At 46.7% G+C, this 26,270-nt stretch carries 19 protein-coding genes; 12 read left to right on the forward strand and 7 right to left on the reverse strand.

What is annotated here, in order from left to right:
* Positions 1-17: 17 nt before the first annotated feature.
* Entirely contained in the window at positions 18-836 is an 819-nt protein-coding gene (panB, locus tag ICN47_RS08145) for a 3-methyl-2-oxobutanoate hydroxymethyltransferase (protein WP_216219435.1), read from the forward strand.
* Positions 837-842: 6 nt separating this feature from the next.
* Here the strand turns inward: panB and dnaJ are convergent, their stop codons facing one another.
* The 5 genes from dnaJ to hrcA all read right to left on the reverse strand — a co-directional run bounded on the left by dnaJ (position 843) and on the right by hrcA (position 6,952).
* Positions 843-1,979, reverse strand: coding sequence for a molecular chaperone DnaJ (dnaJ, locus tag ICN47_RS08150; RefSeq protein WP_216219436.1), 1,137 nt, complete (start codon positions 1,977-1,979; stop codon positions 843-845).
* A gap of 100 nt (positions 1,980-2,079) precedes the next feature.
* Positions 2,080-4,014, reverse strand: coding sequence for a molecular chaperone DnaK (gene dnaK / locus ICN47_RS08155; protein ID WP_216219437.1), 1,935 nt, complete (start codon positions 4,012-4,014; stop codon positions 2,080-2,082).
* 187 nt (positions 4,015-4,201) lie between these two features.
* Complete coding sequence (grpE, locus tag ICN47_RS08160) at positions 4,202-4,744, reverse strand: nucleotide exchange factor GrpE (RefSeq protein WP_216219438.1); 543 nt, start codon at positions 4,742-4,744, stop codon at positions 4,202-4,204.
* A gap of 65 nt (positions 4,745-4,809) precedes the next feature.
* Positions 4,810-5,910, reverse strand: a complete 1,101-nt coding sequence (gene hemH / locus ICN47_RS08165) for a ferrochelatase (RefSeq protein ID WP_370626295.1) — start codon at positions 5,908-5,910, stop codon at positions 4,810-4,812.
* Between the two features lie 31 nt (positions 5,911-5,941).
* Positions 5,942-6,952 (reverse strand): heat-inducible transcriptional repressor HrcA, encoded by a 1,011-nt coding sequence (hrcA, locus tag ICN47_RS08170; protein ID WP_216219440.1) that lies wholly within the window; start codon positions 6,950-6,952, stop codon positions 5,942-5,944.
* A 37-nt stretch (positions 6,953-6,989) separates the two neighbouring features.
* Here hrcA and ICN47_RS08175 point away from each other — a divergent pair, with 37 nt between their 5' ends.
* Entirely contained in the window at positions 6,990-7,895 is a 906-nt protein-coding gene (locus tag ICN47_RS08175) for an NAD kinase (RefSeq protein WP_216219441.1), read from the forward strand.
* A 26-nt stretch (positions 7,896-7,921) separates the two neighbouring features.
* Positions 7,922-9,586 (forward strand): DNA repair protein RecN, encoded by a 1,665-nt coding sequence (recN, locus tag ICN47_RS08180; protein ID WP_216219442.1) that lies wholly within the window; start codon positions 7,922-7,924, stop codon positions 9,584-9,586.
* A 1-nt stretch (position 9,587) separates the two neighbouring features.
* On the opposite strand, the gene glnE is transcribed toward recN, so the two are convergent.
* On the reverse strand, positions 9,588-12,398 hold the full coding sequence (gene glnE / locus ICN47_RS08185; protein WP_216219443.1) for a bifunctional [glutamate--ammonia ligase]-adenylyl-L-tyrosine phosphorylase/[glutamate--ammonia-ligase] adenylyltransferase: 2,811 nt from the start codon (positions 12,396-12,398) through the stop codon (positions 9,588-9,590).
* Between the two features lie 80 nt (positions 12,399-12,478).
* On the opposite strand from glnE, the gene ICN47_RS08190 reads away from it, so the two are divergent.
* The 4 genes from ICN47_RS08190 to ICN47_RS08205 are packed head-to-tail and all read left to right on the forward strand — an operon-like array spanning position 12,479 to position 20,109.
* Positions 12,479-16,609, forward strand: a complete 4,131-nt coding sequence (locus ICN47_RS08190; protein WP_216219444.1) for a YhdP family protein — start codon at positions 12,479-12,481, stop codon at positions 16,607-16,609.
* On the forward strand, positions 16,606-17,439 hold the full coding sequence (locus ICN47_RS08195) for a carbon-nitrogen hydrolase family protein (protein ID WP_216219445.1): 834 nt from the start codon (positions 16,606-16,608) through the stop codon (positions 17,437-17,439). The genes ICN47_RS08190 and ICN47_RS08195 overlap by 4 nt, the downstream gene beginning before the upstream one ends.
* A gap of 24 nt (positions 17,440-17,463) precedes the next feature.
* A complete protein-coding gene (gene tldD, locus ICN47_RS08200) occupies positions 17,464-18,954 on the forward strand; it encodes a metalloprotease TldD (RefSeq protein ID WP_255538971.1) in 1,491 nt (496 codons plus the stop codon).
* A 30-nt stretch (positions 18,955-18,984) separates the two neighbouring features.
* Positions 18,985-20,109, forward strand: a complete 1,125-nt coding sequence (locus ICN47_RS08205; protein ID WP_216219446.1) for a 3-deoxy-7-phosphoheptulonate synthase — start codon at positions 18,985-18,987, stop codon at positions 20,107-20,109.
* 45 nt (positions 20,110-20,154) lie between these two features.
* Here ICN47_RS08205 and ICN47_RS08210 read toward each other — a convergent pair whose 3' ends face one another.
* A complete protein-coding gene (locus ICN47_RS08210) occupies positions 20,155-20,724 on the reverse strand; it encodes a cob(I)yrinic acid a,c-diamide adenosyltransferase (protein ID WP_216219447.1) in 570 nt (189 codons plus the stop codon).
* A gap of 42 nt (positions 20,725-20,766) precedes the next feature.
* Here ICN47_RS08210 and ICN47_RS08215 point away from each other — a divergent pair, with 42 nt between their 5' ends.
* From ICN47_RS08215 to proC, 5 genes are read left to right on the forward strand one after another with little or no spacing between them, the layout of a single operon-like run.
* Positions 20,767-22,257, forward strand: coding sequence for an FAD-linked oxidase C-terminal domain-containing protein (locus ICN47_RS08215; protein ID WP_216219519.1), 1,491 nt, complete (start codon positions 20,767-20,769; stop codon positions 22,255-22,257).
* Positions 22,257-23,411: a glycolate oxidase subunit GlcE gene (glcE, locus tag ICN47_RS08220; protein ID WP_216219448.1), complete on the forward strand. Its 1,155-nt coding sequence runs from the start codon at positions 22,257-22,259 to the stop codon at positions 23,409-23,411. Before ICN47_RS08215 ends, glcE begins: the two co-directional genes overlap by 1 nt.
* Before the next feature lie 8 nt (positions 23,412-23,419).
* Positions 23,420-24,691 (forward strand): glycolate oxidase subunit GlcF, encoded by a 1,272-nt coding sequence (gene glcF / locus ICN47_RS08225; protein ID WP_216219449.1) that lies wholly within the window; start codon positions 23,420-23,422, stop codon positions 24,689-24,691.
* Positions 24,691-25,416, forward strand: a complete 726-nt coding sequence (locus ICN47_RS08230; protein WP_216219450.1) for a YggS family pyridoxal phosphate-dependent enzyme — start codon at positions 24,691-24,693, stop codon at positions 25,414-25,416. The genes glcF and ICN47_RS08230 overlap by 1 nt, the downstream gene beginning before the upstream one ends.
* Positions 25,413-26,270 carry a pyrroline-5-carboxylate reductase gene (gene proC, locus ICN47_RS08235; protein WP_216219451.1) on the forward strand — a complete coding sequence of 286 codons (858 nt, stop codon included), beginning with the start codon at positions 25,413-25,415 and terminating at the stop codon, positions 26,268-26,270. Before ICN47_RS08230 ends, proC begins: the two co-directional genes overlap by 4 nt.

The raw sequence follows: 26,270 nt of genomic DNA on the forward strand, positions 1-26,270 counted from the left end.
TTCATTAAACTCACGCCATGGGTTACTTACAGGGCGATAAGCCAATCTCGATTACGAAGCTCCTCTCAATGCATGCTGAGAGGGAGAAAATTACGATGCTGACGGCATATGACTCCACAATGTCAGCACTACTCAATCGCTGCGGCATTGAAGTCATTCTGATTGGTGATTCATTGGGCAATGTCATTCAAGGACAAACCAGCACTACCCCGGTAACGATTGAGCAGATGGCTTACCACACCACTTGTGTGACACGGGCTAACTCACATGCCTTCTTAATTGCGGATTTACCCTTTGCTAGCTATGGCGATCCTGTGCAAGCCCTAGAGTCTGCTGCTGAACTGATGCGCGCTGGCGCTGACATGGTCAAGCTGGAAGGTGGCGGTCCTTGGCAAGTTGAAATTATTCAGTATTTAGTAGAGCGCAGCGTTCCAGTGTGTGCTCATCTTGGCTTACTCCCCCAATCAGTCCATCTTTTGGGTGGCTATAAGGTACAAGGCAAATCTAAGGATTCAGCCAGCATCATGCTCGAGCAAGCGCTTGCTTGCCAACATGCCGGTGCGCAAATGGTTGTGCTTGAAGCTATTCCCTCATCCCTGGGCGAAAGAATTACTGCCGAACTGCATATTCCTACTATTGGAATTGGTGCAGGCCCAGATTGTTCTGGTCAAGTATTAGTACTGCAAGATATGTTGGGGATCAGCCCAGGCAAGCCGCCGAAGTTTGTAAAGAACTTCATGGATGGCCAGCACTCTATCGAGGCTGCGATCAAAGCTTACGTCAGAGAAGTGAAGTCCGGGAAGTTTCCCGGACCCGAATACGGCTTTGCTGGCTAACAGCGCTTAACTAAAAAAACTTTTTACGCCATCAAACCAACCCTTTTGTTGAGGGCTGTGTTTATCGCCCCCAGACTTCAGGCTGTCATCAAATTTCTGTAGCAATTTTCTCTGCTCATCTGTCAGCTTGATCGGTGTCTCTACTAAGACGTGAACAAACAGATCGCCCACTAAAGATGAGCGTAAGCCTTTAATTCCTTTATTGCGTAAGCGGAATGTCTTACCAGTTTGCGTGCCCTCTGGAATCGGAAACTCTACACGACCCGATAAAGTAGGCACTTCAATTTCTCCACCAATCGTTGCAGTTGCAAACGAGATTGGCATTTGCACATGCAGATCACTGCCATCACGCTCGAACACCTTGTGTGGCTTCACGCGAACTTCTACATAGAGATCACCGGATGGACCGCCATTAATGCCAGGCTCACCATTACCAACAGAGCGCACGCGCATGCCATCATCAATACCGGCTGGTATTTTGATCTCAAGGGTTTTTTGTTCTTTATGTTTACCGCTGCCATGGCAAGTTTTGCATGGCTTAGGAATGTACTCGCCGGTGCCGCGGCACTTAGGACAAGTTTGCTGCATGGAGAAGAAGCCTTGCTGCACACGGACTTGACCATGCCCATCACAGGTCGTGCATTTTTCTGCCTTGCTGCCTGGCTCAGCACCAGTGCCGTGACAAGGCTTGCAATTACTCCAGCTTGGTACCCGAATTTGGGTGGTGTATCCATCGGCAGCTTGTTCTAAGCTGATATCCATGTTGTAGCGTAGGTCAGCACCCTTGTAGACTTGCGGACCGCCATGACGGCCGCCACCTTGACCAAAAATATCACCGAAGATATCGCCAAAGGCATCAGCAAATCCACCGCCACCACCAAAACCACCGCCGCCGAAGCCACCCATGGATGGATCTACCCCAGCATGACCATATTGATCATAAGCAGCACGCTTATTCGGATCCGTAAGTGTTTCGTAGGCTTCTTTAACTTCTTTAAATTGAGCCTCGGATGTTTTGCTATCGGGATTGCGATCAGGATGATGCTTCATCGCCATCTTGCGATAGGCTTTTTTTAGTTCTTCATCGCTGGCACCTTTTGCTACACCAAGCACTTCGTAATAATCGCGTTTACTTTTAGGCACAGCCTATTCCTCTCAACAACCTGAATGACACAAGTCGGCACGAGGCCGACTTGTTATTTAAGTACTTCAAAAATACCTTAGTGAAATGTCTGATGAAGAATTATTTCTTATCGTCAACCTCTTTAAAGTCAGCATCGACAACATCAGCATCGGGAGCTACTCCAGCTGCTGCACCAGGCGCTTCACCAGCGGCAGCGCCACCAGCTTTAGCCTGCTCGGCTGCCATCACTTTTTCACCCAACTTCTGACTTGCTTTGCCCAAAGCTTCGGTCTTAGCTTCGATAATGGTTTTATCGCTACCTTTGATGGCTTCGTCCAACTCCTTCAAGGCCGCTTCGATTGCTTCTTTTTCAGAAGCCTCTAAGCTTGCGCCGTGCTCTTCTAAGGCTTTCTTGGTTGAGTGAGCCAAAGCATCAGCAGTATTGCGTGCTGTTACCAACTCCAAGGCTTTCTTATCTTCAGCAGCATTGGCTTCAGCATCTTTAACCATGCGCTGGATTTCTTCTTCAGTTAAACCAGAGTTCGCCTTGATGGTGATCTTGTTTTCTTTACCAGTGGTTTTGTCTTTTGCGGTGACATGCAAAATACCGTTGGCATCAATATCAAAGGTCACTTCAATTTGTGGCATGCCACGTTGTGCAGGCGCAATACCTTCGAGGTTAAATTCACCTAACAACTTGTTTGCAACAGCCATCTCACGTTCACCTTGGAAGCACTTGATGGTTACCGCAGGCTGATTATCTTCAGCCGTAGAGTAAACCTGTGAATGCTTAGTAGGAATCGTGGTGTTCTTAGGAATCATCTTGGTCATCACGCCACCCAAGGTTTCGATACCTAATGACAATGGAGTTACGTCCAATAGTAATACGTCTTTGCGATCGCCAGACAATACGGAACCCTGAATTGCAGCGCCAACAGCTACCGCTTCATCCGGATTAACGTCTTTACGTGGCTCTTTGCCAAAGATTTCTTTTACTTTGTCCTGAACCGCAGGCATACGAGTCTGACCGCCAACCAAAATCACGTCGTCGATATCAGCGACATTAACGCCAGCATCCTTAATAGCAGTTAAACAAGGACCAGCAGTACGGTTGATCAACTCTTCTACCAATGACTCTAACTTAGCGCGAGTCAGCTTCAAGTTCAAATGCTTTGGACCGCTAGCGTCAGCCGTCACATAAGGCAAATTGATTTCCGTTTGCTGAGCAGATGACAACTCGATCTTGGCTTTCTCAGCAGCATCTTTCAAACGCTGCAATGCCAAAACGTCTTTGCTCAAATCAACGCCTTGCTCTTTCTTGAACTCAGCAATGATCCAATCGATGATGCGTTGGTCAAAGTCTTCACCACCTAAGAATGTGTCGCCGTTAGTGGAGAGCACTTCGAACTGCTTCTCGCCATCGACGTTTGCAATCTCAATGATGGATACGTCAAATGTACCGCCACCCAAGTCATACACCGCAATCTTGCGATCAACCTTGTCTTGCTTGTCTAGACCAAATGCCAATGCAGCAGCGGTTGGCTCGTTAATGATGCGCTTAACATCCAAACCAGCAATACGGCCAGCATCTTTAGTAGCTTGACGTTGACTGTCATTGAAGTAAGCAGGAACCGTAATCACTGCCTCAGTGACTTCTTCGCCGAGGTAATCTTCGGCAGTCTTTTTCATCTTGCGCAAAATTTCAGCGGACACCTGTTGTGGTGCCATTTTTTTGTCACGTGCTTCAACCCAAGCATCACCGTTATCCGCTTGAATAATCGCGTAAGGCATCAGGCCAATATCTTTTTGTACTTCTGGATCTGTAAATTTACGACCCATTAAACGCTTCACAGCGTAAATGGTGTTTTTAGGATTGGTGACGGACTGACGTTTTGCAGGCGCGCCAACCAATACTTCGCCATCTTCAACATAAGCAATGATGGATGGTGTTGTGCGACCGCCTTCGGCGTTCTCGACAACTTTAGGTGCATTGTTTTCAACGACTGAAACGCACGAATTGGTGGTTCCTAAGTCGATTCCGATAATCTTTCCCATAATGGCTCCAAAAAATTAAGAACTACCTTGTTTTATTTAAATTCTTCTGTACGGCTATGAATAAATCGATACCCTGTAAATGGGGCTCAAAAAGTAGATTTCAAGGGCTGAAATAGCAAAAAAGGCAGAAATCTGCCTTTTTTATACTTTTTGGGGGTTTTTGAGGGTTTTACCCTCTAAAAAGCCCTTATTTAGGTGCGCTAACCGTCACTAAAGCAGGTCTTAAGACCCGATCAGCCACCGTATAACCTCGTTGCAACACCGAGACCACGGTATTAGGGTCTTGTTCGGAAGGAACAGAAGCAATTGCCTGGTGGTGGTGCGGATCAAACTTATCCCCTACTGCAGGGTTAATTTCAGTCATACGGCCTTTTTCAAAGGCGGAGATCAGTTGTTTGAGCGTAATTTCTAGGCCTTCTTTAAAGGCTTTTGCATCTCCAGCATCTGTACCCAGGGCAGCGTAAAGACTATCTGTCACAGGGACCAAATGTTCGGCAAAGCTTTCAATGGCGAACTTATGTGCCTTCGCAATATCTTCAACTGCCCGACGACGAATATTTTCACCTTCAGCCTTGGCGCGCAGATAGTTATCTTGCATCTCAGTCAATTGTTGATTGAGCTCGGCAATCTCTTGCTCCGGCGTCTTTGGAGTCGCCGCCTCAGCATTATCAGCCTGAGCTTGCTCAACATTCTCTTGCTCTGGATTTGGGTTTTGGTTTTCTTGTGTCATAGACGCTAGTTCACTTTTAAATAAGAAGGGCTACTGATTGCAATATGGGGCTGGTTTATAGAATTTCAAGTCTTACTTCTTTCGGCTATTTCCGCTCTTTCATTACGCTTTGCTAATTCTGCTTCAGACTCCGTGCCCAATGACCAACCCATGAGGTGCTGATAGGCGATATCACTTAAGGCATCAATCCACTTGGGATTGCTATTCAGACAAGGAATGTAACGATAGTCTTTGCCACCATGCTCTAGAAAAATTTCTCGAGCCTCCATCGCAATCTCTTCAAGCGTCTCCAAGCAATCCGCTGGAAAGCCAGGGCAGAAGATGTCGATACGCTGACACCCTTCTTTGGCTAACTTTTCTATCGTTGGTGCTGTGTACGGCTTTAACCATTCAGCCTTTCCAAAGCGCGACTGAAAGGTGACTAAATATTGGCCAGACTCTAAACCCAAAGACTTGCCCAATAAACGTCCTGTTTTTAAACACTCACAATGGTAAGGGTCACCCTTCATCAAATTGCGTTTTGGTAAACCATGAAAGGACATCACAAAACGATCGCCTGCCGCAAAATTCGGGCGCCCATCTTTGTCCCAACTATTGAGCACTTGATCGCGCAAGGCATCAATATAAGCAGCGTTATCGTGATAGTGTTTAACCAAACGCAACTCTGGCTGATCGCGCCAAGTTCCAAGGACTCGAAACACTTCATCAAAACTGGAAGCAGTAGTAGTAGCTGAATACTGGGGATACAAAGGCAATAGCAATAAACGCTCCATGCCTTGTGCCTTAAGACTCTCTAAGGCTACTTGCGTTGACGGTTGGCCATAGCGCATTGCTAGATCCACTAAAACGGTATGGCCTTGATGGGCAAATTTTTCACCAAGTTCCTTGGTCTGCAAGCGTGAGTAATGCATCAAAGGAGAGCCTAGTTTCGGCAACCAAATTGAGGCATATTTTTTAGCAGAGGCACTACTACGAATCGGCAAAATAATGCCGTTCAAAATACACCACCAAATAATGCGTGGAATCTCCACTACACGAGGATCCGATAAAAACTCTTTGAGATAAGCTCTGACAGCCTTAGGCGTGGGGGCAGAAGGTGTCCCCAAATTGAGTAACAGCACTGCAGTCTTTGAGGCTCTTAAGTGAGGATTCGGATTCAAGATAATGTGTCTCTAGTGATTAATTTGTAAATGCTACTTAGGAGCTTAGTGCGCCAGATAATAATTTAGAGGTGATATCTACAATCGGAATCACTCTGTCGTAGGCCATGCGCGTTGGACCAATCACGCCAAGTGTTCCCACGATTTGGCCATCAACACTATACGGCGCACTAATGACTGCTAAATCTTCATAGGGCAAGAGATCGCTCTCGCCACCAATAAATATTTGAATACCATCCGCGTGACTAGATACATCAAGTAATTGCATCAGCACAGACTTTTGCTCCAACATATCAAACATCTTACGAAGCTTGTCTAGGTTAGAACTCAGATCACCTACATTGAGTAAGCGACGCTCACCGGAGAGCACAACCTCACCACCACTAAGGTCATACTCTGCCACGCCACTTTGTAATGCTAAGGCCATCAAACCTGAAATATCTGTCCGTAAATTATCGAGATCGGATTTCAGATGTAAACGTACCTGATCAAAACTTTTTCCAGCAAACTGCGCATTAATGAAATTACCAGCCTCGACCAACTGACTCGGGGTGTAATCCTGGGTTGTAGGTAGGATGCGGTTTTGCACATCACCCTCAGGCGTGACCATGATTAATAAAATCTTGCCTTCGCCTAGACGCAAAAACTCAATGTGTTTAAAAACCTGAGCACGCTTGGGCGTCATCACTACCCCAGCAAAATGGGTCAGATTGGAGAGCATTTGGGCGGCAGAGTTCAGCACCCTTTGGGGTGAATCCGGCAAAAGCCCTTTTTCTACCTCGCGGGCGGCAATTTCTTCCAAAGGACGAATCGTTACCATGGTGTCGACAAATAAACGATAGCCTCTTGGCGTCGGAATACGGCCTGCTGAGGTATGCGGGCTAGTGACTAGACCCATATCCTCGAGATCGGCCATGACATTGCGAATCGTGGCCGCAGAAAGGTCTAAACCTGAGAACCTCGAGAGGGTACGAGAGCCAATAGGCTGACCCTCCTCGATATAGCGCTCGATGAGGGTTTTCAGTAAGGCGCGGGAACGTTCATCCATGGTGGAAGGGATTTTATGCCTATGGTTTAATCGTTATATGTTAAGCCCATCCCCAAATTCCACCAATAAGGCATTTAGCCGCGTTGCGCTTGTCGGCAAATTTCAGGCTGACGGGATTGAGGAGCGCCTTAAAGACCTAGCCAAACTGGTTTCTGAACTGGGCTGTGAGGTCTTTATTGAGGCGGCTACAGCTGAACACCTCAAGCTGACAGGCTTTCCAACCAAGGTGGCTGAAGACTTTGCCGGAGCAATTGATTTAGTCGTTGTCTTAGGTGGTGACGGGACCATGCTGGGCATTGGCCGCCAATTGGCAGGCATGCATGTTCCACTGGTCGGGATCAATATGGGTCGCCTGGGTTACATGACCGATATTCCTATTCAGTCGGTGCAAACCATTCTCCCGAAAATTATTGCGGGAGAATATGAAGCGGATACCAGAACACTTTTAGATGCCGTGGTATTGCGTCATGGCAAAGAAATCAATCGCGCCCTGGCACTCAATGATGTAGTGGTAAATCGTTCTGGAATTTCAGGGATGGTGGAATTAGCCGTGCATGTTAACGGCTCGTTTATGTACAACCAACGCTCTGACGGTTTGATAGTGTCTACACCTACCGGATCTACTGCATACGCCCTTTCTGCTGGCGGCCCCATTCTTCATCCGCGTGTTGCAGGTATCTTGTTAGCGCCAATTGCACCGCACTCGCTATCCAATCGTCCAATCGTATTGCCAGCAGATTCCGAAACTATCATTGAGGTAGTGGATGGTCGTGAGGTGATTGTGAACTTTGATATGCAGTCTCAAACAGAGTTGCAAAGTGGTGACAAGATTGAAGTGCGCCAATCTAGCAAATCCATTACTTTCCTGCATCCCCGCAGCCATAGTGACTACAAGACTTTGCGCGAGAAGCTTCACTGGAATGAATATCCATCGACATTTTGATGTCGTATTTTTTGCTACGCTAAACCATGCTTCAAACTATCTCTCTTCGTGACTTTGTCATCGTCGATCAACTGGAACTAGATTTTGCGAGTGGCTTTACCGTCCTCACAGGCGAAACTGGTGCAGGTAAATCGATCCTTCTAGATGCACTCAGCCTCGTACTAGGTGAGCGCGCAGATAGCAGCCAAATTCGTGAAGGTGCAAATCGCGCAGAAATTTCTGCGCACTTCAGAATAGATTTAGAACAAGTCCCGCATTTCAAGCAATGGTTGGACGATCAAGGATTTCCATTAGAGGATGATGGGCAAAGCCTATTACTCAAAAGAACGGTTGAGGCGAATGGTCGTAGCCGCGCATTTATTAATGGTAGCGTTGCTACAGTGACGCAATTACGTGAAGCTGGCGACCAGTTGGTAGATATCCATGGTCAACATGCTCACCAGCTGCTTCTCAAGGGCGGCGCACAACGAGAGTTGCTCGATCGTCACGCTGGACTGCTTTCCCTGGCAATAGAAGTAGCGCAATCTTTTAAAACCCTTAACGACTCCCGTCGCCGTTTAGAGCAAGCTGAAAATGCGGGCCAAGATATTGAGCGAGAGCGAGAGCGTCTGGAGTGGCAACTAGAAGAGCTTACCGAACTCTCTCCAATAGAAGGCGAATGGAGTGGCATTCAAAGTGAACATGCCCGCCTAGCGAATGGCGCCAAAATCATTAGCGGTTGCCAAGAGGCGATCGACAGCTTGAGTGATGCAGAAAGTTCAGTAGAGTCCACACTATCAAAGACCTCTACCAATATCAGTGCTTTGGCAGAACATGATCCAGCGCTGAGCACGATTAGCGAGGCCTTGGCATCCGCACAGATTCAACTCGATGAAGCAATTCACGGTCTTAACCGCTACTTACAAAAAGTCGATTTAGATCCGGCGAGATTGTCACAAGTGGAAGAGCGTATGCAGGCGCTCCACAGTGCCGCTCGAAAATATCGGACCGAAGCGGATGCGCTACCCCAGTTGTTGCTAGATACCTCTGAGCGTTTAGAGGCTCTAACAGCCTCCCAAAATATTGATGCCCTGCGGGACAAAGTAAAAACTGAAGAAGCCGCTTATCAAAAGATTGCAAAGCAGCTCTCACAAAAACGCAGCAAAGCAGCTGCAGAGTTAGGTAAGCTGGTTACCGATGCCATGCAAGACCTTTCCATGGCTGGCGGTCAGCTCGAGATTGCACTAGTTCCGCTCAATGAAGGCGGCTCAAACGGCTTAGAGCAAATTGAATTTTTGGTAGCCGGTCATGCTGGCAGCACGCCACGATCCTTAGCTAAAGTCGCCTCAGGCGGTGAGTTGGCACGCATTAGCTTAGCCATTAGCGTCATCACGAGCAAAGCCTCATTTACGCCCACTTTGATTTTCGATGAAGTAGATGCCGGCATTGGTGGTGCCGTAGCAGAAACTGTTGGCAAACTCTTGCATCAACTAGGCCAATCACACCAAATATTGTGTGTCACCCACCTACCGCAAGTAGCAGCACAAGGAAATCATCACCTTAAGGTTAGCAAGTCTCAACAGGCCGATAAGACCGTATCTCAGGTCCAAGCCTTAGGCAGAACAGATCGAGTGGAAGAGGTTGCTCGCATGCTTGGCGGTGCCACTATCACCGACACCACGCGTCGTCATGCGCGTGAGCTGTTGGGCTAAATTAATGAGCAGTGGTCTGAAATATTTCCTGCCAAAGCGCCAGCACAGCATCCCTAGCCAAAATCATTTCTGCATTGTCCTCTAAAGAAATACGGGTTTTTTCTACGCCATCCAAACGCAAGCGGTGCTGTTTGGATCTCAGTAAGCGGTAAGCATCTCCAACTAACTGGGCGCTAACTGGGTCAATCAATTTCAACTCTCCGGCAATACGCAGCAAAGCAATATTTCCCAGGTTTCCAATGAGCTTAGAGTGCTCATGAGCATATGCCAGCACTAAAAATTGGACAATAAATTCAATATCAACCATTCCACCTGCGTCGTGCTTTAAGTCAAAATCGTCGCTAGGATTTGGATGGCCTGCATGAACCTTCTCACGCATCTCTAAAATTTCGTGGCGCAGGTTCTCAACATTTCGTCGCTGACTTAAAACCTCGGCACGGACACCATCAAAGACCATACCAACCTTTGCATTGCCTGCGGAGAAACGCGCCCTAGTGAGGGCCTGATGCTCCCATACCCAAGCAGCGTTATCACCTTCGCGTAATTGATACTTTCTAAATGCTTCGGCATTGGTTACCAAAAACCCCGCTGAGCCATTAGGCCGTAAGCGTGTATCAATTTCAAATAAGCTACCAGTAGAAGTAAAAGCGGTGAGCCAATTAATCATCCGTTTTGCAAGTAGCCCATAGATTTCTCCAGCAGCATAGTCTGCTTCGGCGGCCTCAAACAAAAAGACTAAATCTAAATCCGATGCGTACCCCAATTCCTTACCACCCAGCTTTCCATAAGAAATAATGGCAAAGGGTGGATCAAAGTCATTTGGCAAGTCAAACTTCGCTGCGACGCTTGGCCAAACACGCTCAAAGGTAGTTTGCAAAATTAAATCCGCCAAGGCAGAAAGATGATCGCTGACTTTTTCAACCGACAAGGCTTGCTCTACGCCAATTCCTAAATCTGCCAACAAGGTAATAAAAGTTTCGGTGTGATGTGTTACCCGCAGGATGTCCATGGCCTGCTCGGAACCATCTCCATCTGCCATCACATCGTCTAGGCGCATATTTAAATTAGTCTTTACTTCACGCCAATATTCCTGCGGATGATCAATGAGGGCTTTTTCTGTTCTTGAGTTGAGCAGGTGGTCCAATAAATGAGGGTGCCTTGTAAGGTACTGAGCTCCCCACTGAGAAGACTTTAATAAAGCCAAGACATTGGAGAGTGCCCTAGGGTACTCAGCCAAGATAGATAAATAGGCACTACGCCGAGCAATCGCTTCCAGTAAATCAAAAAAGCGCAGCAAAGTAGTATCCGCACCCTCTTGGGATCCGCTCTCACCCCGCAAAGTCTCTGCTGCTTTAGACATGAGGTTGTTAAAAATAAGATGGCTTTTTTCAGGCAACAGTCTTTGCTTGGGGCTATTAACCCATCCACTCCATCTCTGAAAAGTTTCTGGGAAGAAATTTTTATCTGGTTCCCAGTCGAGCGCAACAGGTGCGAGATCTAAGCGGGCAGCAGCATCTAGCAAGAAGGCTTTTTCAAAAAGATGTGCAACTTTATTTTGATGGCGCTCTAGATCCGCCAACAGATGAGCATCTGTGGATCTAGCAGACTCCAGCATCGAGATTGCCAATCGATGCCGCGCTACTTCATCATCGGGAAGATAGTGGGTTTGTTGATCATCCCAAACTTGAATACGGTGCTCGAGGCGCCTGAGAAACACATAAGCAGACTTCAAATCTTTCACCTCTTGCGCTGGGAAGATACCGCACTGCTCAATCAGCTTGAGCACAGCTAGGGTTGGCCGCATTCTGAAGCGCGGATCCGTACCCCCGCGCATTAACTGAAACATTTGCGCTAAAAACTCAATCTCCCGAATACCGCCGCGACCCAACTTAATATCGCGAGAGCGGCCATGTCGACCTGATGATCGCTTCTCAGCTTCTAGTTGAATCTGTGCATGCAAATCTCGGATTGAGGCCATCACTCCGTAATCGAGATGCCTCCGATACACAAAGGGGCGAATCAGCTGCTCCAGCTCTTTTTCGCAATGGGCGAAGGAAGCAGCGCTAGGTAGAGGTGCAATTAAGCGTCCTTTAATCCAGGCGTAGCGTTCCCACTCTCTGCCTTGAACCACAAGATATTCTTCAAGCATATCTAAGCTGCATACAAGTGGCCCTGAATCGCCATTTGGGCGTAGGCGCATATCTACCCGAAAAACAAAGCCATTGGCATCGTGCTCTGAGAGAAGCTTGATTAAACGCTTACCCATGCGGGTAAACCACTCATGATTCGAAAGGCTTTTTTCTGCCCCTACTGTCTCGCCCTCATGCTCATAGAGAAAAATAAGATCAATGTCCGAGGAAAGGTTGAGCTCTAGACCGCCCAATTTACCCATGCCTACTACCATCAGCGGCATTTCAGAATCGGTCGTTTTACTCCATGGCAGCCCAAACCGAGCTTGGAGATCGATGCGGATAAATGCAATCGAGTCCGAAACTGCCAGTTCAGCGAAATGGCTTAGGCTATGCGTCACCTCTTCCAAGCTAGCCAAGCCATTGAGATCACGAAATGCCACCCACAACATTAAACGCTGTCGGGCTAGACGTAGATTGGCCATGAACTCAGCCTCATCTTGATCCTGCCCACCCGGAGATACCTTGCAGGTGGCCAGCAAATCCTCAATACCTTGAAAATCAATTTTTTTCGATCCGCAGACCTGTAACCACTCAACCCATTCTGGGTGCGCACTTAGCCAACGGCGGGCATAAGTGGAATGCTCCTGCAAAAACTCGATTTGTTGAGAAAATTCATTCATTTCCCCCATCTTAATCCGAGCCTAGAACAAGATAGGCAGAAGCTTGGCGGTCGACCATGGGCTGACGGATAATAGAGGCCATGCTGGAAAACATCATCCCGCCTCGCCTCAAGGGCGTATTTAGGAAACGTCCCCAAGGTTTGGGCGAAGCTTGGCGTAAGCGCGCTTTAATTCTTGCTGGAATTATCTTGGCCTTATTTGTCATTGGCCATCTTGGCGTTCGCTTTGTTCTATGGCCACAAATTGAAAAATCCAAGGCATCTATAGAAAAACTTATCAGCGCCCGCATCGGTGCTGAGGTTACGATGGATAAGTTAGAAGTCTCATGGACTGGCATTCGACCTAGTTTTGAACTTGAGGGTCTTCGCTTTAATAGTCCCGACAAAACGAAACCGCTATTGCTTATTCAGAAGATTAATGGCGAGCTCAGCTGGAATTCTTTTTATTATTTCGCGCCGTATTTTCATGAGCTCAATTTTCAAGATGCGCAAATTTATGTTCGGCGTGATAGCAAAGGCCAAATTACGGTCGCAGGACTGCCCGTTTATGGCAAGACAGATGATTACAGTGCAGAAAATTGGCTCTTTGCACAAAATGCTATCAACATTCATGACGTCAAATTATTTTGGGACGATCAAAAAAGCCAAAAACAATTAAGCACCATTGATATTCAAAGCCTAACGCTGAGTAACGGCATTCGCAAACACCAGGGTGCACTAAGTGCTACTACACCTTGGACTTCAGGTCCCGTAGAGATTAAAGTCAATTTTGCTCATCGCCTCACAGGACAGGCAGGCAATTGGCATGACTGGATTGGCGCTATCGAATGGAACTTATCCGACGTCAACCTAACCCAAATTGCGAAAGAGTTCAAGCTACGCCCCAATACCCTAGAGGGTATTGCTAGCTCCAGAGGCAAACTCAACATTGATAACAGTAAGCCTGATGGCGGTGAAATTTATCTGGCTGCAGATAATCTCATTCTGCAATTATCTAAAGATGAAGATGCAATTGCACTTGGCAGATTAGAGACCAATCTCACCCAAGAAACGATTGATGGCATGATTTCGATCACCACCAAAACATTTGCCTGGCGTGAGATGGAAGCATCAAAGAATGCTCCCTTAGAAATCTTAAGCCCCATGACTTTCCGCTGGCGCCCACCCGATGCTGATGGAGAAATCAAAGAGTTTGGCTTTTCCTCACCCAAGATTCTTGTAGAAGATGTTGCCTTATTTGCGCTAAATCTCCCACTCTCTAAAAAAGTCCATCGCTGGATTAAAGATTCTCATGCTGATGGTGAATTACAAAACTTGGACATTAATTGGTCTGAAAGTAAATCACCATTAGCCTCCTTAAATATTCCGGGGGGCTGGTTTAAATCGAACAAATTGGACTTCAATGTCAGCGCTAAGCTGATCAATCTCAGCTTTACGAGCGTAGATAAAACAATGCCGTCCGTTACCAATCTCTCTGGCTTTTTGACTGGCAATCAGCTGCAGGGAAGCTTCACGGTGGATTCTAAAAAGCTGGATTTGGATATTAAGGGGCTCTTGATAGACCCCAAAATACAACTAGATCAAGCAAAAGGCCAAATCACTTGGGCAAAAACCAAGGGCAACTGGGTAGTAGGCACGAAAGATCTCTCCTTAAGCAACTCTGAAGTAACAACCCAGCTAGATATGAATTACGTTCTTGGAAACAGCGGGCAATCTGATCTTCTGTCCTTAGATATGAGTTTTCCAACTGCCAAACTCAGCACAGCTTACCGATACCTCCCGATAGATATGGATAAAGATACCCATCACTATTTGAACAAAGCCTTTAGTGCAGGCAGCATTCAAAATGGCAAGCTGCACATTAAAGGTGATCCTAAAAAAATCCCATTTCCCAAGGGGGTTGATGGAGAGTTCACTTTAAATATTCCAGTCACTGGAGTGACTTATAGCCCAGTACCCACCTTGCCAAAAAATGAGGGTGAATGGTCAGCATTCACCAATGTCAATGGTGTTATTGCCATGAAAAATGAATTATTTACTGTAGATATTAGTCAAGGAAACTTTAAGCAAGTAGCCCTCAGCAAATTTCATGCAGAAATCCCAAGTGTTAGTGCCAAGCAATTGGTACTGAGCGTAAATGGCAACGCTCAAGGTGAGGCGCCACAAATGCTCGATTACCTGCTAGCTTCACCGGTAGGCAAAAAGCAAGTGAGCTTAGAGAAGAATTTACATGTCTCTGGGAATGCCAATCTTGATCTTGGTCTAAAGATTCCACTTTCAGGCAATGCCGACACAAATGTCGACATGAAACTGACCCTTCCAGGCAATAAGGTTCAATGGGGAGAGATTCCTCCACTCGAAAACCTCAAAGGGAAAATTCGTATTACCGACACCAATCCAGAATTTGAAGATGTCACCGCTAATTTTTTAGGGGGATCATTAAAGATTGCTACAGCGCCTTCGACTCCAGGAATACAGAATTACAGCATTACTGGTGATATTCGAGCAAACTTTATAAAAAATTATTTTGCAAATCATTCAAACAAAGAAGTAAGTGCGCTGACACAAGCCTTAAGTGGCTCCGTGAAATATGATGGCAACATCAATTTTTCTAAAGCTGGTGGTGAAACCAATCTGAAATTTGATTTGCGAGACTTTGGCAGTACGGCACCTTACCCAGCCTCTAAAGCAGTTGGTATACCAATGAACGGGCAAATTACCTTGAAGAATGCTCAGGCTAATAAATCCAATTCAAGCAGCATCAGCTGGACTGGAAAAATGGGTGATCTGTATACCTTCCAGGGTGCAATTGGTTCTGATAACGAATATCGTACCGCCTTAGGCATAGGCGGACCAGCCAACCCACCCCAACAAGGTTTTAGCCTGAACCTATTGATTAATGAATTGAATTTTGATGCTTGGCATGATTTTTTAAATGGACAAGCTAAAACCATCTCTGATCAAAAAGTGCCTAACTCCAGCAATAGCAATACTCAAATTACAGCTCAGATTAAAAAACTCACTGCGTTTGATCGCAATTGGAATGATGTTGGCATTATCAGCACTCAAAAGAATGGTGCCTGGCAAATTCGTCTTCTCTCACAGCAAGCTGCAGGGCAAATTCAATTTCAAGAAGCCAGTCAAAGTCACCCAAATGGTATTGTCAGCGGCATGTTAAGTCGCCTTAAAGTTCCTGGTAGCCTCACTAATGAATTATCCAAAACTCCTGCTAGCACGACCTCCAATAAAAAAGCACTTGAGCCAAACGATATCCCAAGTTTTGACTTAATGATCGAAGATTTTTCGTGGTCTAAGGCGCAGTTAGGGCAAGTCAAAATCAAGGCTATTTCCAATAACAATGCCTTGAAGTTGGATGCCATTCAGACCAATAATCCACAGGCCAGCACCAATTTATCTGGTCAATGGATTGGGGGAGCGCAGAACCAAGTCGACCATACGCAACTCAAAGTTAACAGCAATGTCAAAGATGCCGGCCAACTCATTGCTCACTGGAGCCCTCAGCAGTCGATAGTTGGCGGCCAAGGACAGGTCACCGCCAATATTGAATGGGATGGTTCTCCTTTCAATCCCCAATATGAAACCTTTAAAGGAAATGCAAACCTAACACTGACAAAGGGGCGCTTACTTGAAGTTGATACCAGCGGCGCTCAAATTTTGGATGTACTGAGTTTACAAAGCCTCTTTAAATTTGCCACCCTAGATTTACAAGGTAGCCTTGGTGGCATCGTCACCAAGGGAACAACCTTTAACTCTATCACCGGGGCATTTGACATCAATAATGGGATTGCACAAACAAAAGAATTTTCAATGGATCTTGATCAGGCTCGTGTAGGCATGAATGGTCAAATTAATCTTGCTAAACAAACTCAAGATCTACGCATCACCATCTTCCCAACGATTGACGCTACCGCAGGCTCTTTAGCTGCTTTTGCTATTAATCCTATTGTTGGATTAGGTGCACTTGTGGGACAGTATTTAATTACCAGTCAAATTAATCGCAATTTCCAGTCAGACTATTTAGTTCAGGGCTCCTGGACAAGCCCCGAGGTTATCCCCCTCGATCAAAAGGGGCAACCAATTGATCCAAAAACAATGGATACGATTCGCAGCAAAGATCTGTTGAAGGAACAAAATAAGCCGTCCTCTAACAACCCTGCCAATGCCCCACAAAATCCAGCTAGACCTTTATGAGTACAAACAATAATTTGGCCGAGCTCAATATAGCCTCCATCCAAATGGTGTCGACACCAAGCGTAATAGAAAATTTGGAGACTGCCAGTAGATTGATCAGTGCAGCCGCTAATGCAGGCGCTCAAGTTGCCGTTCTTCCAGAATACTTTTGCTTAATGGGATTAAAAGATACCGATAAAGTAAATGCTCGCGAACGCTATCAAAGCGGCCCTATTCAAGAGCGGCTCTCCGCTATTGCCAAAGAAAATAATGTGTATTTAATTGCTGGCACGATTCCGCTTGAAGCCAGCAATCCTCAAAAAGTTCTCAATACCACCCTGGTCTTTGATCCACATGGTCAAAGCATTGGGCGTTACGACAAAATTCATTTATTTGGTTTTCAAACAAAAACTGAACGCTATCAAGAATCCGAAACCATTGAAGCAGGCAATGAGCCTGGGCTACTGAAAATTGCGATCGGTGGTCAGGAGTGGGTTATTGGTCTTAGCATTTGTTATGACCTGCGCTTTCCAGAGCTCTATCGCGCGCTCGGACAAGTTGATTGCCATGTGATTCCAGCGGCCTTTACCTACACCACCGGTAAGGACCATTGGGAAATTCTGCTGCGTGCTCGTGCCATTGAAAATCAATGCTACGTTTTAGCTTCCGCACAAGGGGGAACGCATCTGAATCAACGCCGCACCTGGGGGCATAGCATGTTAATTGACCCATGGGGTGAGGTTCTAGCGGATCTTCCTGAAGGCGAAGGCTTTATTTCTGGGGTTTTGTGCAAAGATAAATTAAACGATGTACGCTCTAAGTTACCGGCCCTTGTACACCGCAAGCTGTAAACCACCGAAAGATCTTCACAATCAATGAATGCACCAGAAGCACTGTTTCCCAGTAATTGGACAAAAGCTAAAAAACAAGCAGATCTACTCAAAGTAGCTAAATCTATTTTGCTTGAGCCAACTGGCCTTACAGAACAAGATTTACACCGTACTTTTGGCGATATGTTTACACACCGTTTAGACGATGCTGATCTATATTTTCAGCACACCCGTAGCGAGAGTTGGAGTCTCGAAGAGGGCATTGTTAAATCCGGAAGCTTCAATATCGATCAAGGTGTTGGAGTGCGAGCAATCTATGGTGATAAAACTGCCTTTGCTTATTCAGACGAAATCAACCTAGAGGCACTTAGTAAAGCCGCTAAGGCAACGCGTGTCATTGGCCCACAAGGTGGCAAACAAGCGTTAGCAAGCAAACTCTTTAATCCTGTTTCCAATAAGCTGTACACAGATATCAACCCTCTGAACTCTTTGCAACCTAAAGAAAAGATTGCCTTGTTAGAGAGCATTGAGCGACGTGCAAAAGCCCGTGACCCACGCATCATTCAGGTGATGGCTAGCCTTGCTGGAGAGTTCGACGTGGTCTTGGTAGTACGTGCTGATGGTTTACTAGCAGCAGATATTCGCCCACTGGTGCGAGTTTCGGTACATGTCATTGCGGAACAAAATGGGCGCCGCGAATCTGGATCTTCTGGCGGAGGAGCACGACATGACTACCAATATTTTGATACAGTACTCATCAATCGCTATGTAGATGAAGCGGTAGATGGCGCACTGGTAAACCTAGAGTCACGACCTGCACCTGCTGGACCAATGACAGTAGTGATGGGCCCAGGCTGGCCTGGCGTGCTTCTGCACGAAGCGGTAGGTCATGGACTTGAGGGTGACTTCAATCGCAAAGGCTCTTCTGCATTTGCGGGCCGCATCGGTCAACGCGTTGCCGCTAAAGGCGTCACGGTTGTAGATGACGGCACTCTTTCTGGACGCAGAGGCTCACTCAATATTGATGATGAAGGCACGCCAACTCAATGCACGACCCTGATTGAAGATGGTATTTTGAAGGGCTATATACAAGATAGCCTCAATGCACGTCTCATGAAAATGCCACTTACTGGCAATGGTCGTCGTGAAAGTTTTGCTTCTTTGCCGATGCCACGGATGACCAATACTTATATGCTGGCAGGTAAAGATGATCCTCAAGAAATTGTTGCCAGTATTAAACGGGGTCTGTATGCAGTCAATTTCGGCGGTGGGCAAGTGGACATTACCAGTGGAAAATTTGTTTTTTCAGCATCTGAGGCCTACTGGGTAGAAAACGGGAAAATTCAGTATCCCGTCAAAGGGGCGACCATTATTGGCAGCGGTCCAGAATCCTTAAAGCAGGTCTCCATGATTGGAAACGACCTGAAATTAGACAGCGGAGTTGGGGTTTGCGGCAAGGAAGGCCAAAGCGTACCGGTGGGAGTTGGACAGCCTACTTTACGGATTGATAGCCTTACTGTCGGCGGCACTGCCTGATATTGGCAAATTACGGCTTAAAATAGCCGTATGAGCCAACAAAATACTAATCCCGCCAATTGGTACTCCGCCGTTGATAAAACATCGGATACCGACGATCAACGCATCGACAATATTACTGTTCTGCCTCCGCCAGAGCATTTGATCCGCTTTTTCCCAATCTCTGGGACACCTACTGAAGCGCTGATTAGCAAAACTCGCAAAAAAATTCGTGACATTATTCACGGCAATGATGATCGTTTATTGGTCATCATTGGGCCATGCTCGATTCACGATCCAAGAGCGGCACTGGAATACTGTCATCGCCTCTTAGCAGAGCGCAAGCGTTTTGCAGGCGAACTAGAAATTGTGATGCGCGTGTATTTTGAAAAGCCACGTACTACGGTTGGCTGGAAGGGTTTGATCAACGACCCTTACTTAGATGAAAGCTATCGCATAGAAGAAGGCTTGCGTCTTGCACGCCAAGTCCTCATGGAAATTAATCGCCTTGGTATGCCTGCTGGCAGCGAATTCTTGGATGTAATTTCTCCGCAATATATTGCTGATCTGATTTCTTGGGGCGCCATTGGTGCTCGTACTACTGAGAGCCAAGTGCATCGCGAACTTGCTTCTGGCCTTTCTGCGCCGATTGGATTTAAAAATGGTACTGATGGCAATATCAAAATTGCTACCGATGCAATTCAAGCGGCCGGTCGTCCTCACCACTTCCTTTCCGTTCATAAGAATGGTCAAGTTTCCGTTGTGGAAACCAAAGGTAATAAAGACTGTCACGTTATTTTGCGCGGCGGTAAAGAACCTAACTATGAAGCACAGTTTGTTAAGGCTGCCTGCTCAGAGCTAGAAGCAGCAAAGCTTCCAGGCAGTTTGATGGTGGACTTGTCGCATGCAAACTCTAGCAAAAAACATGAGCGCCAGATCATTGTTGCTGATGACATTGCCACACAAATTGAATCAGGCTCAAATCAAATCTTTGGTGTCATGATTGAAAGTCATCTCAATGATGGTGCACAAAAATTTACCCCAGGAAAAGATGACCCGGCCAATCTGGAATACGGCAAGAGTATTACCGATGCCTGCATCAACTGGGACGATTCAGTGAAAGTGCTTGAGCGTCTTGCGATAGCTGTGAAAGAACGCAGAAGCAAAAAGAAATAAGTAAAACTTCCTCAGAAAACTCTGAAGAAATGAAAAGAGACTAAATTATTTAGTCTCTTTTTTTTCGTGCTTCCACAGCACATCTGTTCCGCCAGCAGCGCGATTCAGAATACGTGCCAGAACAAATAACAAATCAGACAGGCGATTCACGTACTGACGTGGTGAATCATATAAAGGCTCAGCCCAACCTAAACGCACAATCGAGCGCTCTGCTCTTCTACAAACTGTACGACAGACATGCGCTTGTGCTGCTGCACGGGTACCACCTGGCAAAATAAATTCCGTTAAAGGAGGAAGTTGCTTGTTATAAGTTTCCAACCAAACATCTAACTGGGCCACATGCTCTGGATTGAGCAATTTGTAATTAGGGATGCAAAGCTCGCCCCCTAAGTCGAATAAATCGTGTTGCACCTGCAAAAAAAGGGTTTTTAATTCAGGGGTAATACTTTCAGGGATGTCCTCGGTCATCAAAACACCGATTTCTGAATTGAGCTCATCGACGTCCCCCATGGCGCAAATCCGCAAATGATCCTTCTCTACGCGACTTCCGTCACCTAGACCAGTCATTCCGGCATCACCTGTTCTGGTAGCTATTTTTGATAATCGATTTCCCATGAGCTTGATTATAGGTAAATGGCTAAAATGATTCTTATGAATATGGTGACCCCACCCCCCGAACTAGCCGCTATTAGCGCCCTACAGTCCAAACTGGTTTCTGCCTTGAAACCCCTCCTTCCAGAGCACGCTTTGCTATGGGAACCAGAGGACACGATTCCCTACGAATGTGATGGTTTGGCAGCCTATCGCAAGATGCCATTAGCGGTAGCGCTTCCTGAAACAGAAGAGCAAGTTGCTCAAATTCTGAAGATTTGCTTTGACATGCAAATTCCGGTGGTGCCACGCGGGTCCGGTACCGGCCTGTCTGGTGGTGCCATGCCAATTTCTCAAGGCTTAGTTCTATCCCTCGCCAAACTTAAGAAGATTGTCAGCATCGATCCATTTACTCGCACTGCGGTGGTTCAACCCGGTGTGCGCAATTTGGCAATCTCTGAAGCGGTTGCTCATCTTGGTTTGTACTACGCACCCGATCCCTCCTCTCAAATTGCCTGCTCCATTGGTGGCAATGTCAACGAAAACTCTGGTGGCGTGCATTGCTTAAAGTATGGTCTCACTCTCCACAATGTTCTGCGTGTTCGCGGCGTTTTAATGAACGGTGAGATTGTGGAATTTGGTAGCCTCGCTCCAGACTCTCCTGGGCTCGATTTACTTGCCATCATGATGGGTAGCGAAGGCATGTTGGCAGTAGTTACTGAAGTAACAGTTAAATTGGTAGCCAAGCCAAAATTAGCGCGCGTGATCATGGCGAGCTTTGACGATATTGAAAAAGGTGGCAATGCAGTCGCTGCCATTATTGCTGCCGGCATTATTCCTGCAGGCCTTGAGATGATGGATAAAGCCACTACCCGTGCCGTTGAAGAATTTGTGCACGCTGGTTACGACTTAGACGCCGCTGCCATTTTGTTATGTGAGTCTGATGGCACCCCCGAAGAGGTTGCAGAAGAGATTGCACGAATGACCAAAGTACTAGAAGAGTCAGGTGCTAGCGGCATTCAGATCTCTAAGGATGAATCCGAACGCCTCAAATTTTGGAGTGGTCGCAAGAACGCTTTCCCGGCTGCAGGCCGTCTGGCACCAGATTATTACTGCATGGATGGCACCATTCCACGCCGACACATTGCCACCTTGCTCAAACGCATTGCAGGCATGGAAGAAAAATATGGGCTTGGCTGCTTAAACGTTTTTCATGCAGGTGATGGCAATATGCATCCGCTGATTTTATTTAACGGTGCTGATCAAGAAGAGTGGCATCGTGCAGAAGATTTTGGAACGGAAATTTTAGAAGCCTGCGTTGAACTTGGTGGAACCATTACTGGTGAACATGGTGTTGGTATCGAAAAGATCAACTCCATGTGCATTCAATTTGGCGAAGGTGAACGCGAGTCATTCTGGGGCGTCAAGAGTGCATTTGATCCGGAAAAATTACTCAATCCTGATAAAGCGATTCCAACTCTCACTCGCTGCGCCGAATATGGTCGCATGCGCATCAGCGGCGGCAAGCTCCCTCACCCAGAATTGGAGCGCTTCTAATGACGAGCTCCAATCAACATAATCCGGCGATAAAAGCATTTCAGGAGCAAATTCTGAATGCTGTCAGCAGCAAGCAAGCGCTCTCGATTCAAGGCGGGGGAACAAAGTCTTGGTATGGCAATGTCAATCAATATACAAAGCTGGATACCCGCGCATATTCAGGAATTTTGGAATATCAACCGGAAGAGTTAGTCATTACTGCTTGCGCAGGAACCCCTTTAAAAGAAATTGAAGCAGCCCTGCATGAGAAGAATCAGGTTCTCGCGTTTGAGCCTCCACATTTTGGTGCTGATACTACTTTTGGTGGCGCCATTGCTGCAGGTCTTGCTGGACCAGGGCGTATCAGTGTTGGCAACTTCCGTGACTTTGTTTTAGGTACCCGTATTCTGGATGGAAAAGGTCAAGACCTCTCTTTTGGCGGTAAAGTGATGAAGAACGTTGCTGGTTATGACGTCTCTCGCCTGCTTCCAGGATCCATGGGCACACTCTCATTGCTTTTAGAGGCATCAGTCAAAGTACTGCCTAAACCTGCTGCTACTGCTACGCTTCGCTGCCAAATCTCTCAAGCACAAGCACTCAAAGTATTAAACGAATGGGCTGGTCAACCGTTGCCGATTTCAGCAAGCTGCTGGATCGGTAATGCCGCAGGTGGAGATGGTGAGCTAACTATTCGCCTGGCTGGCGCCTCTGCAGCAGTTAAAGCAGCCATTCCATTAATGAGTTCTTTAGTTCTTGCGACTGAAGTAGATCCACAAATAGCTCAAATATTTTGGGATGAACTGCGTGAGCAGCAATTACCAGCCTTTGATGCTCTTGGAGCAGACCAAACGCTATACCGTTTAGCGCTTCCGGCTGCCTGCGGTCCTTTAAGCATTCCAAATGCGGATCCTCAAATCGTATTGGAGTGGCATGGACAACAACGTTGGATAAAAGCTCCTGGTGATGCTGCTACTTTTGAAGCGATCAAAAAATTAGCTACTGCTAATGGCGGGCATGCGACTCGCTTTAAGCAAGGCAGCAATGTTGATCCTGCTTTTCAGCGCTTCACCTTACTCAGCGAACAAGCGCATTCCAAGGCGCTTGAACTTGTTCAGGCACGTCTGCGATCTGCATTCGATCCATCAGGCGTATTTGCCACTTCCCGTCTTCCTTAAGTAGCTCTATGCAAACTCAACTCGCCCCTCAATTTGCCAATACCCCAGAAGGGATAGAGGCAGCTCGCATCCTAGGCAAATGTGTTCACTGTGGTTTTTGTACGGCAACCTGCCCTACCTATCAAATACTGGGTGATGAACTCGATGGTCCGCGTGGACGCATCTATCTGATCAAGCAAATTGCTGAAGGCCAGGCGCCTACTGAAAAAACGCGTCTTCATTTAGATCGCTGTCTGACTTGCCGCAATTGTGAAAGCACTTGTCCAAGCGGTGTTCAATATGGCAACTTAATTGATATCGGACGCAAATGGGCAGAAGAAAACACGCCCGAGCGACCTCTTGGACAGAGATTAACTCGTTGGGCTCTTAAAGAAGGTCTCACAAAACCAGCTTTATTTAATTCTGCAATGGCTTTAGGACGATTGGTACGACCACTTATGCCTAGCGGGGTAAAGCGCAAGATTCCAGAACTGAAAAATAAAGCGCTGGCAGCATCCACCAATCCATATACAAGACCAAGCGCTAACCATGCGCGCAAAATGCTATTGCTAGAGGGGTGTGTGCAACCTGGAATGCTACCCAATATCAACTCGGCGACAGCCCGTGTATTGGATGCACTAAAGATAGAGTTGATCAGCGCTCCCAATGCGACCTGCTGCGGAGCTTTACGCTACCACCTCAACGATCAAAGTGGCGGTCTCGATAACGCGAGACAAAATATCGATGCTTGGTGGCCTCTGGTCGACCAAGGTGTTGAAGCGATTGTGATGACCGGATCTGGCTGTGGCGTCATGGTGAAAGACTATGGTCACCTCCTTGCCAACGATCTAAAATATGCAGAAAAAGCCAAAATCATTTCTGAGTTGACTAAGGATATTTCAGAAATATTACCTAGCTTACAAACTGAATTAGTTCAACTCATCGGCAACGATCCAAAGCCAGGCGTGGTGTACCACCCTCCCTGCACCCTGCAACATGGCCAACAAATTCGCGGAAAAGTAGAGGGTCTGCTCTCGAGTATTGGCATCGGAGTACGTTTATGTGCCGATAGTCATCTGTGCTGCGGTTCTGCTGGAACCTATTCAGTCACCCAGCCCGAACTTTCCGAGCAATTACGCAAAAATAAATTAGCGCATTTGAATACTGCGTGCGAAGAATTTGATGCCGATGTCATTGTTTCAGGAAATATTGGCTGCATTACGCACCTACAGCAAGACAATAAGCCTGTTTTGCATTGGATTGAAATTGTGGATCAGCTCCTGAGTAAACAAGCGTCTTAATGAACTCCATCATAGCTAACCTTATGCAAGTTCGGCAGCGTATTGAACTTGCTACCTTGGCTGCAAAACGCGAGCCTGAAGATGTTGAACTATTGGCGGTGAGCAAAACCTTTCCAGCAAGGGCCATTGAAGAGGCAATGCATGCCGGTCAATCTGCGTTTGGCGAAAACTATGTGCAAGAAGCCGTTGAAAAAATTGTCCAGCTCGAAAAACTGCGTCCTTGGTTAGTGTGGCACTTTATTGGTCCGCTCCAAAGCAATAAAACGAGAGAGGTGGCAGAACATTTTGATTGGGTTCACAGTATTGATCGCCTCAAAATTGCAGAACGCCTATCTTCTCAGCGTGGTGAATTTCCCAATATGGCGCCTTTGCAACTGTGCATCCAGGTCAATGTCAGTGACGAGGATAGTAAGAGCGGTGTACCCCTTGCGCAAGCTGAAGCCCTTTGTAATGAAGTTTCAAAATTGCCCAATGTCGTTCTCAGGGGCTTAATGGCGATTCCGGCTCCTAACCCTGACACCGCATTACAGCATCAAGCCTTTGCCGCTGTAAGAGAATGCTTTGTTGGTATTTTGGCAGCCCATTCCGTGGATCCAGGCTTCCAATTTTTTGACACCCTCTCCATGGGCATGTCTGACGACTTAGAGTCAGCCATTGCTGAAGGTAGTACGATGGTTCGCGTAGGAACGGCCATTTTTGGGAAGCGGGATAAAATTAACGCATGAGCTCAAAGACCAATACCAACGCACATATCACCTTCATCGGCGGCGGTAATATGGGCCGCGCCCTCATTAGTGGCCTATTGGCAAATGGCTTTAATGCCAATCAAATATCTGTTGTGGAAGCAAATACGGCTACTGCACAAAATCTTCAGAATGATTTCAAGATACAAATTATTAATGCCTTAGAAAACATTGCATTTGATTTTTCTAAAAATAATATTGTCGTAATGGCGATCAAGCCACAAGACTTTAATGTGGTTGCTAAAGGATTAGCGCCCAAACTAAAACATGCATCTGCACCAAGCCCATTAGTTCTCAGCATTGCTGCTGGGATTCGCCTGGGAGATATGGGCCGTTGGTTAGATCAAAAACGTTGCGTGCGTGCCATGCCAAATACTCCCGCCCTCATTGGCAAAGGTATTACTGGTCTTTTTGCTAACACCGATATCCATGCAGATGATCGTGCCTTAGCCGAAACGATATGCAAGGCAGTTGGTCAATCCGTTTGGGTTGCAGATGAAAAGTTGATGGATGCCGTCACCGCTGTTTCAGGTAGCGGCCCAGCTTATGTATTTGCATTCTTAGAAGCCATGCAATCTGCTGGAGAAAAATTAGGCTTAGATACACAAACTGCTCGCAAGCTAGCATATGCCACTCTTGAGGGTGCCACACAGCTGGCTCAAAACTCGAGTGAATCAGCCAGCGTATTGCGCGAGAGAGTCACATCTAAAGGCGGCACTACAGCCGCTGCTCTAGAAGTTTTATCTCAAGATGGCTGGCATGGCATTTTAGAAAAAGCCATTGCTGCGGCAGATCAGCGCGGCAAAGTCATGGGTGATGAATTGGGTAAGAGCTAA

The organism is Polynucleobacter sp. AP-Latsch-80-C2 (assembly GCF_018882185.1).
Classification (GTDB): Bacteria; Pseudomonadota; Gammaproteobacteria; order Burkholderiales; family Burkholderiaceae; genus Polynucleobacter.

What these genes read in the sequence shown, in the direction of transcription:
- panB (WP_216219435.1), top strand. Translation starts at nt 18, where the DNA reads ATGGGTTACTTACAGGGCGATAAGCCAATCTCGATTACGAAGCTCCTC.
- dnaK (WP_216219437.1), bottom strand. Translation starts at nt 4,014, where the DNA reads ATGGGAAAGATTATCGGAATCGACTTAGGAACCACCAATTCGTGCGTT.
- grpE (WP_216219438.1), bottom strand. Translation starts at nt 4,744, where the DNA reads ATGACACAAGAAAACCAAAACCCAAATCCAGAGCAAGAGAATGTTGAG.
- hrcA (WP_216219440.1), bottom strand. Translation starts at nt 6,952, where the DNA reads ATGGATGAACGTTCCCGCGCCTTACTGAAAACCCTCATCGAGCGCTAT.
- ICN47_RS08175 (WP_216219441.1), top strand. Translation starts at nt 6,990, where the DNA reads ATGTTAAGCCCATCCCCAAATTCCACCAATAAGGCATTTAGCCGCGTT.
- recN (WP_216219442.1), top strand. Translation starts at nt 7,922, where the DNA reads ATGCTTCAAACTATCTCTCTTCGTGACTTTGTCATCGTCGATCAACTG.
- glnE (WP_216219443.1), bottom strand. Translation starts at nt 12,398, where the DNA reads ATGAATGAATTTTCTCAACAAATCGAGTTTTTGCAGGAGCATTCCACT.
- ICN47_RS08190 (WP_216219444.1), top strand. Translation starts at nt 12,479, where the DNA reads ATGCTGGAAAACATCATCCCGCCTCGCCTCAAGGGCGTATTTAGGAAA.
- ICN47_RS08195 (WP_216219445.1), top strand. Translation starts at nt 16,606, where the DNA reads ATGAGTACAAACAATAATTTGGCCGAGCTCAATATAGCCTCCATCCAA.
- tldD (WP_255538971.1), top strand. Translation starts at nt 17,464, where the DNA reads ATGAATGCACCAGAAGCACTGTTTCCCAGTAATTGGACAAAAGCTAAA.
- ICN47_RS08205 (WP_216219446.1), top strand. Translation starts at nt 18,985, where the DNA reads ATGAGCCAACAAAATACTAATCCCGCCAATTGGTACTCCGCCGTTGAT.
- ICN47_RS08210 (WP_216219447.1), bottom strand. Translation starts at nt 20,724, where the DNA reads ATGGGAAATCGATTATCAAAAATAGCTACCAGAACAGGTGATGCCGGA.
- ICN47_RS08215 (WP_216219519.1), top strand. Translation starts at nt 20,767, where the DNA reads ATGGTGACCCCACCCCCCGAACTAGCCGCTATTAGCGCCCTACAGTCC.
- glcE (WP_216219448.1), top strand. Translation starts at nt 22,257, where the DNA reads ATGACGAGCTCCAATCAACATAATCCGGCGATAAAAGCATTTCAGGAG.
- glcF (WP_216219449.1), top strand. Translation starts at nt 23,420, where the DNA reads ATGCAAACTCAACTCGCCCCTCAATTTGCCAATACCCCAGAAGGGATA.
- ICN47_RS08230 (WP_216219450.1), top strand. Translation starts at nt 24,691, where the DNA reads ATGAACTCCATCATAGCTAACCTTATGCAAGTTCGGCAGCGTATTGAA.
- proC (WP_216219451.1), top strand. Translation starts at nt 25,413, where the DNA reads ATGAGCTCAAAGACCAATACCAACGCACATATCACCTTCATCGGCGGC.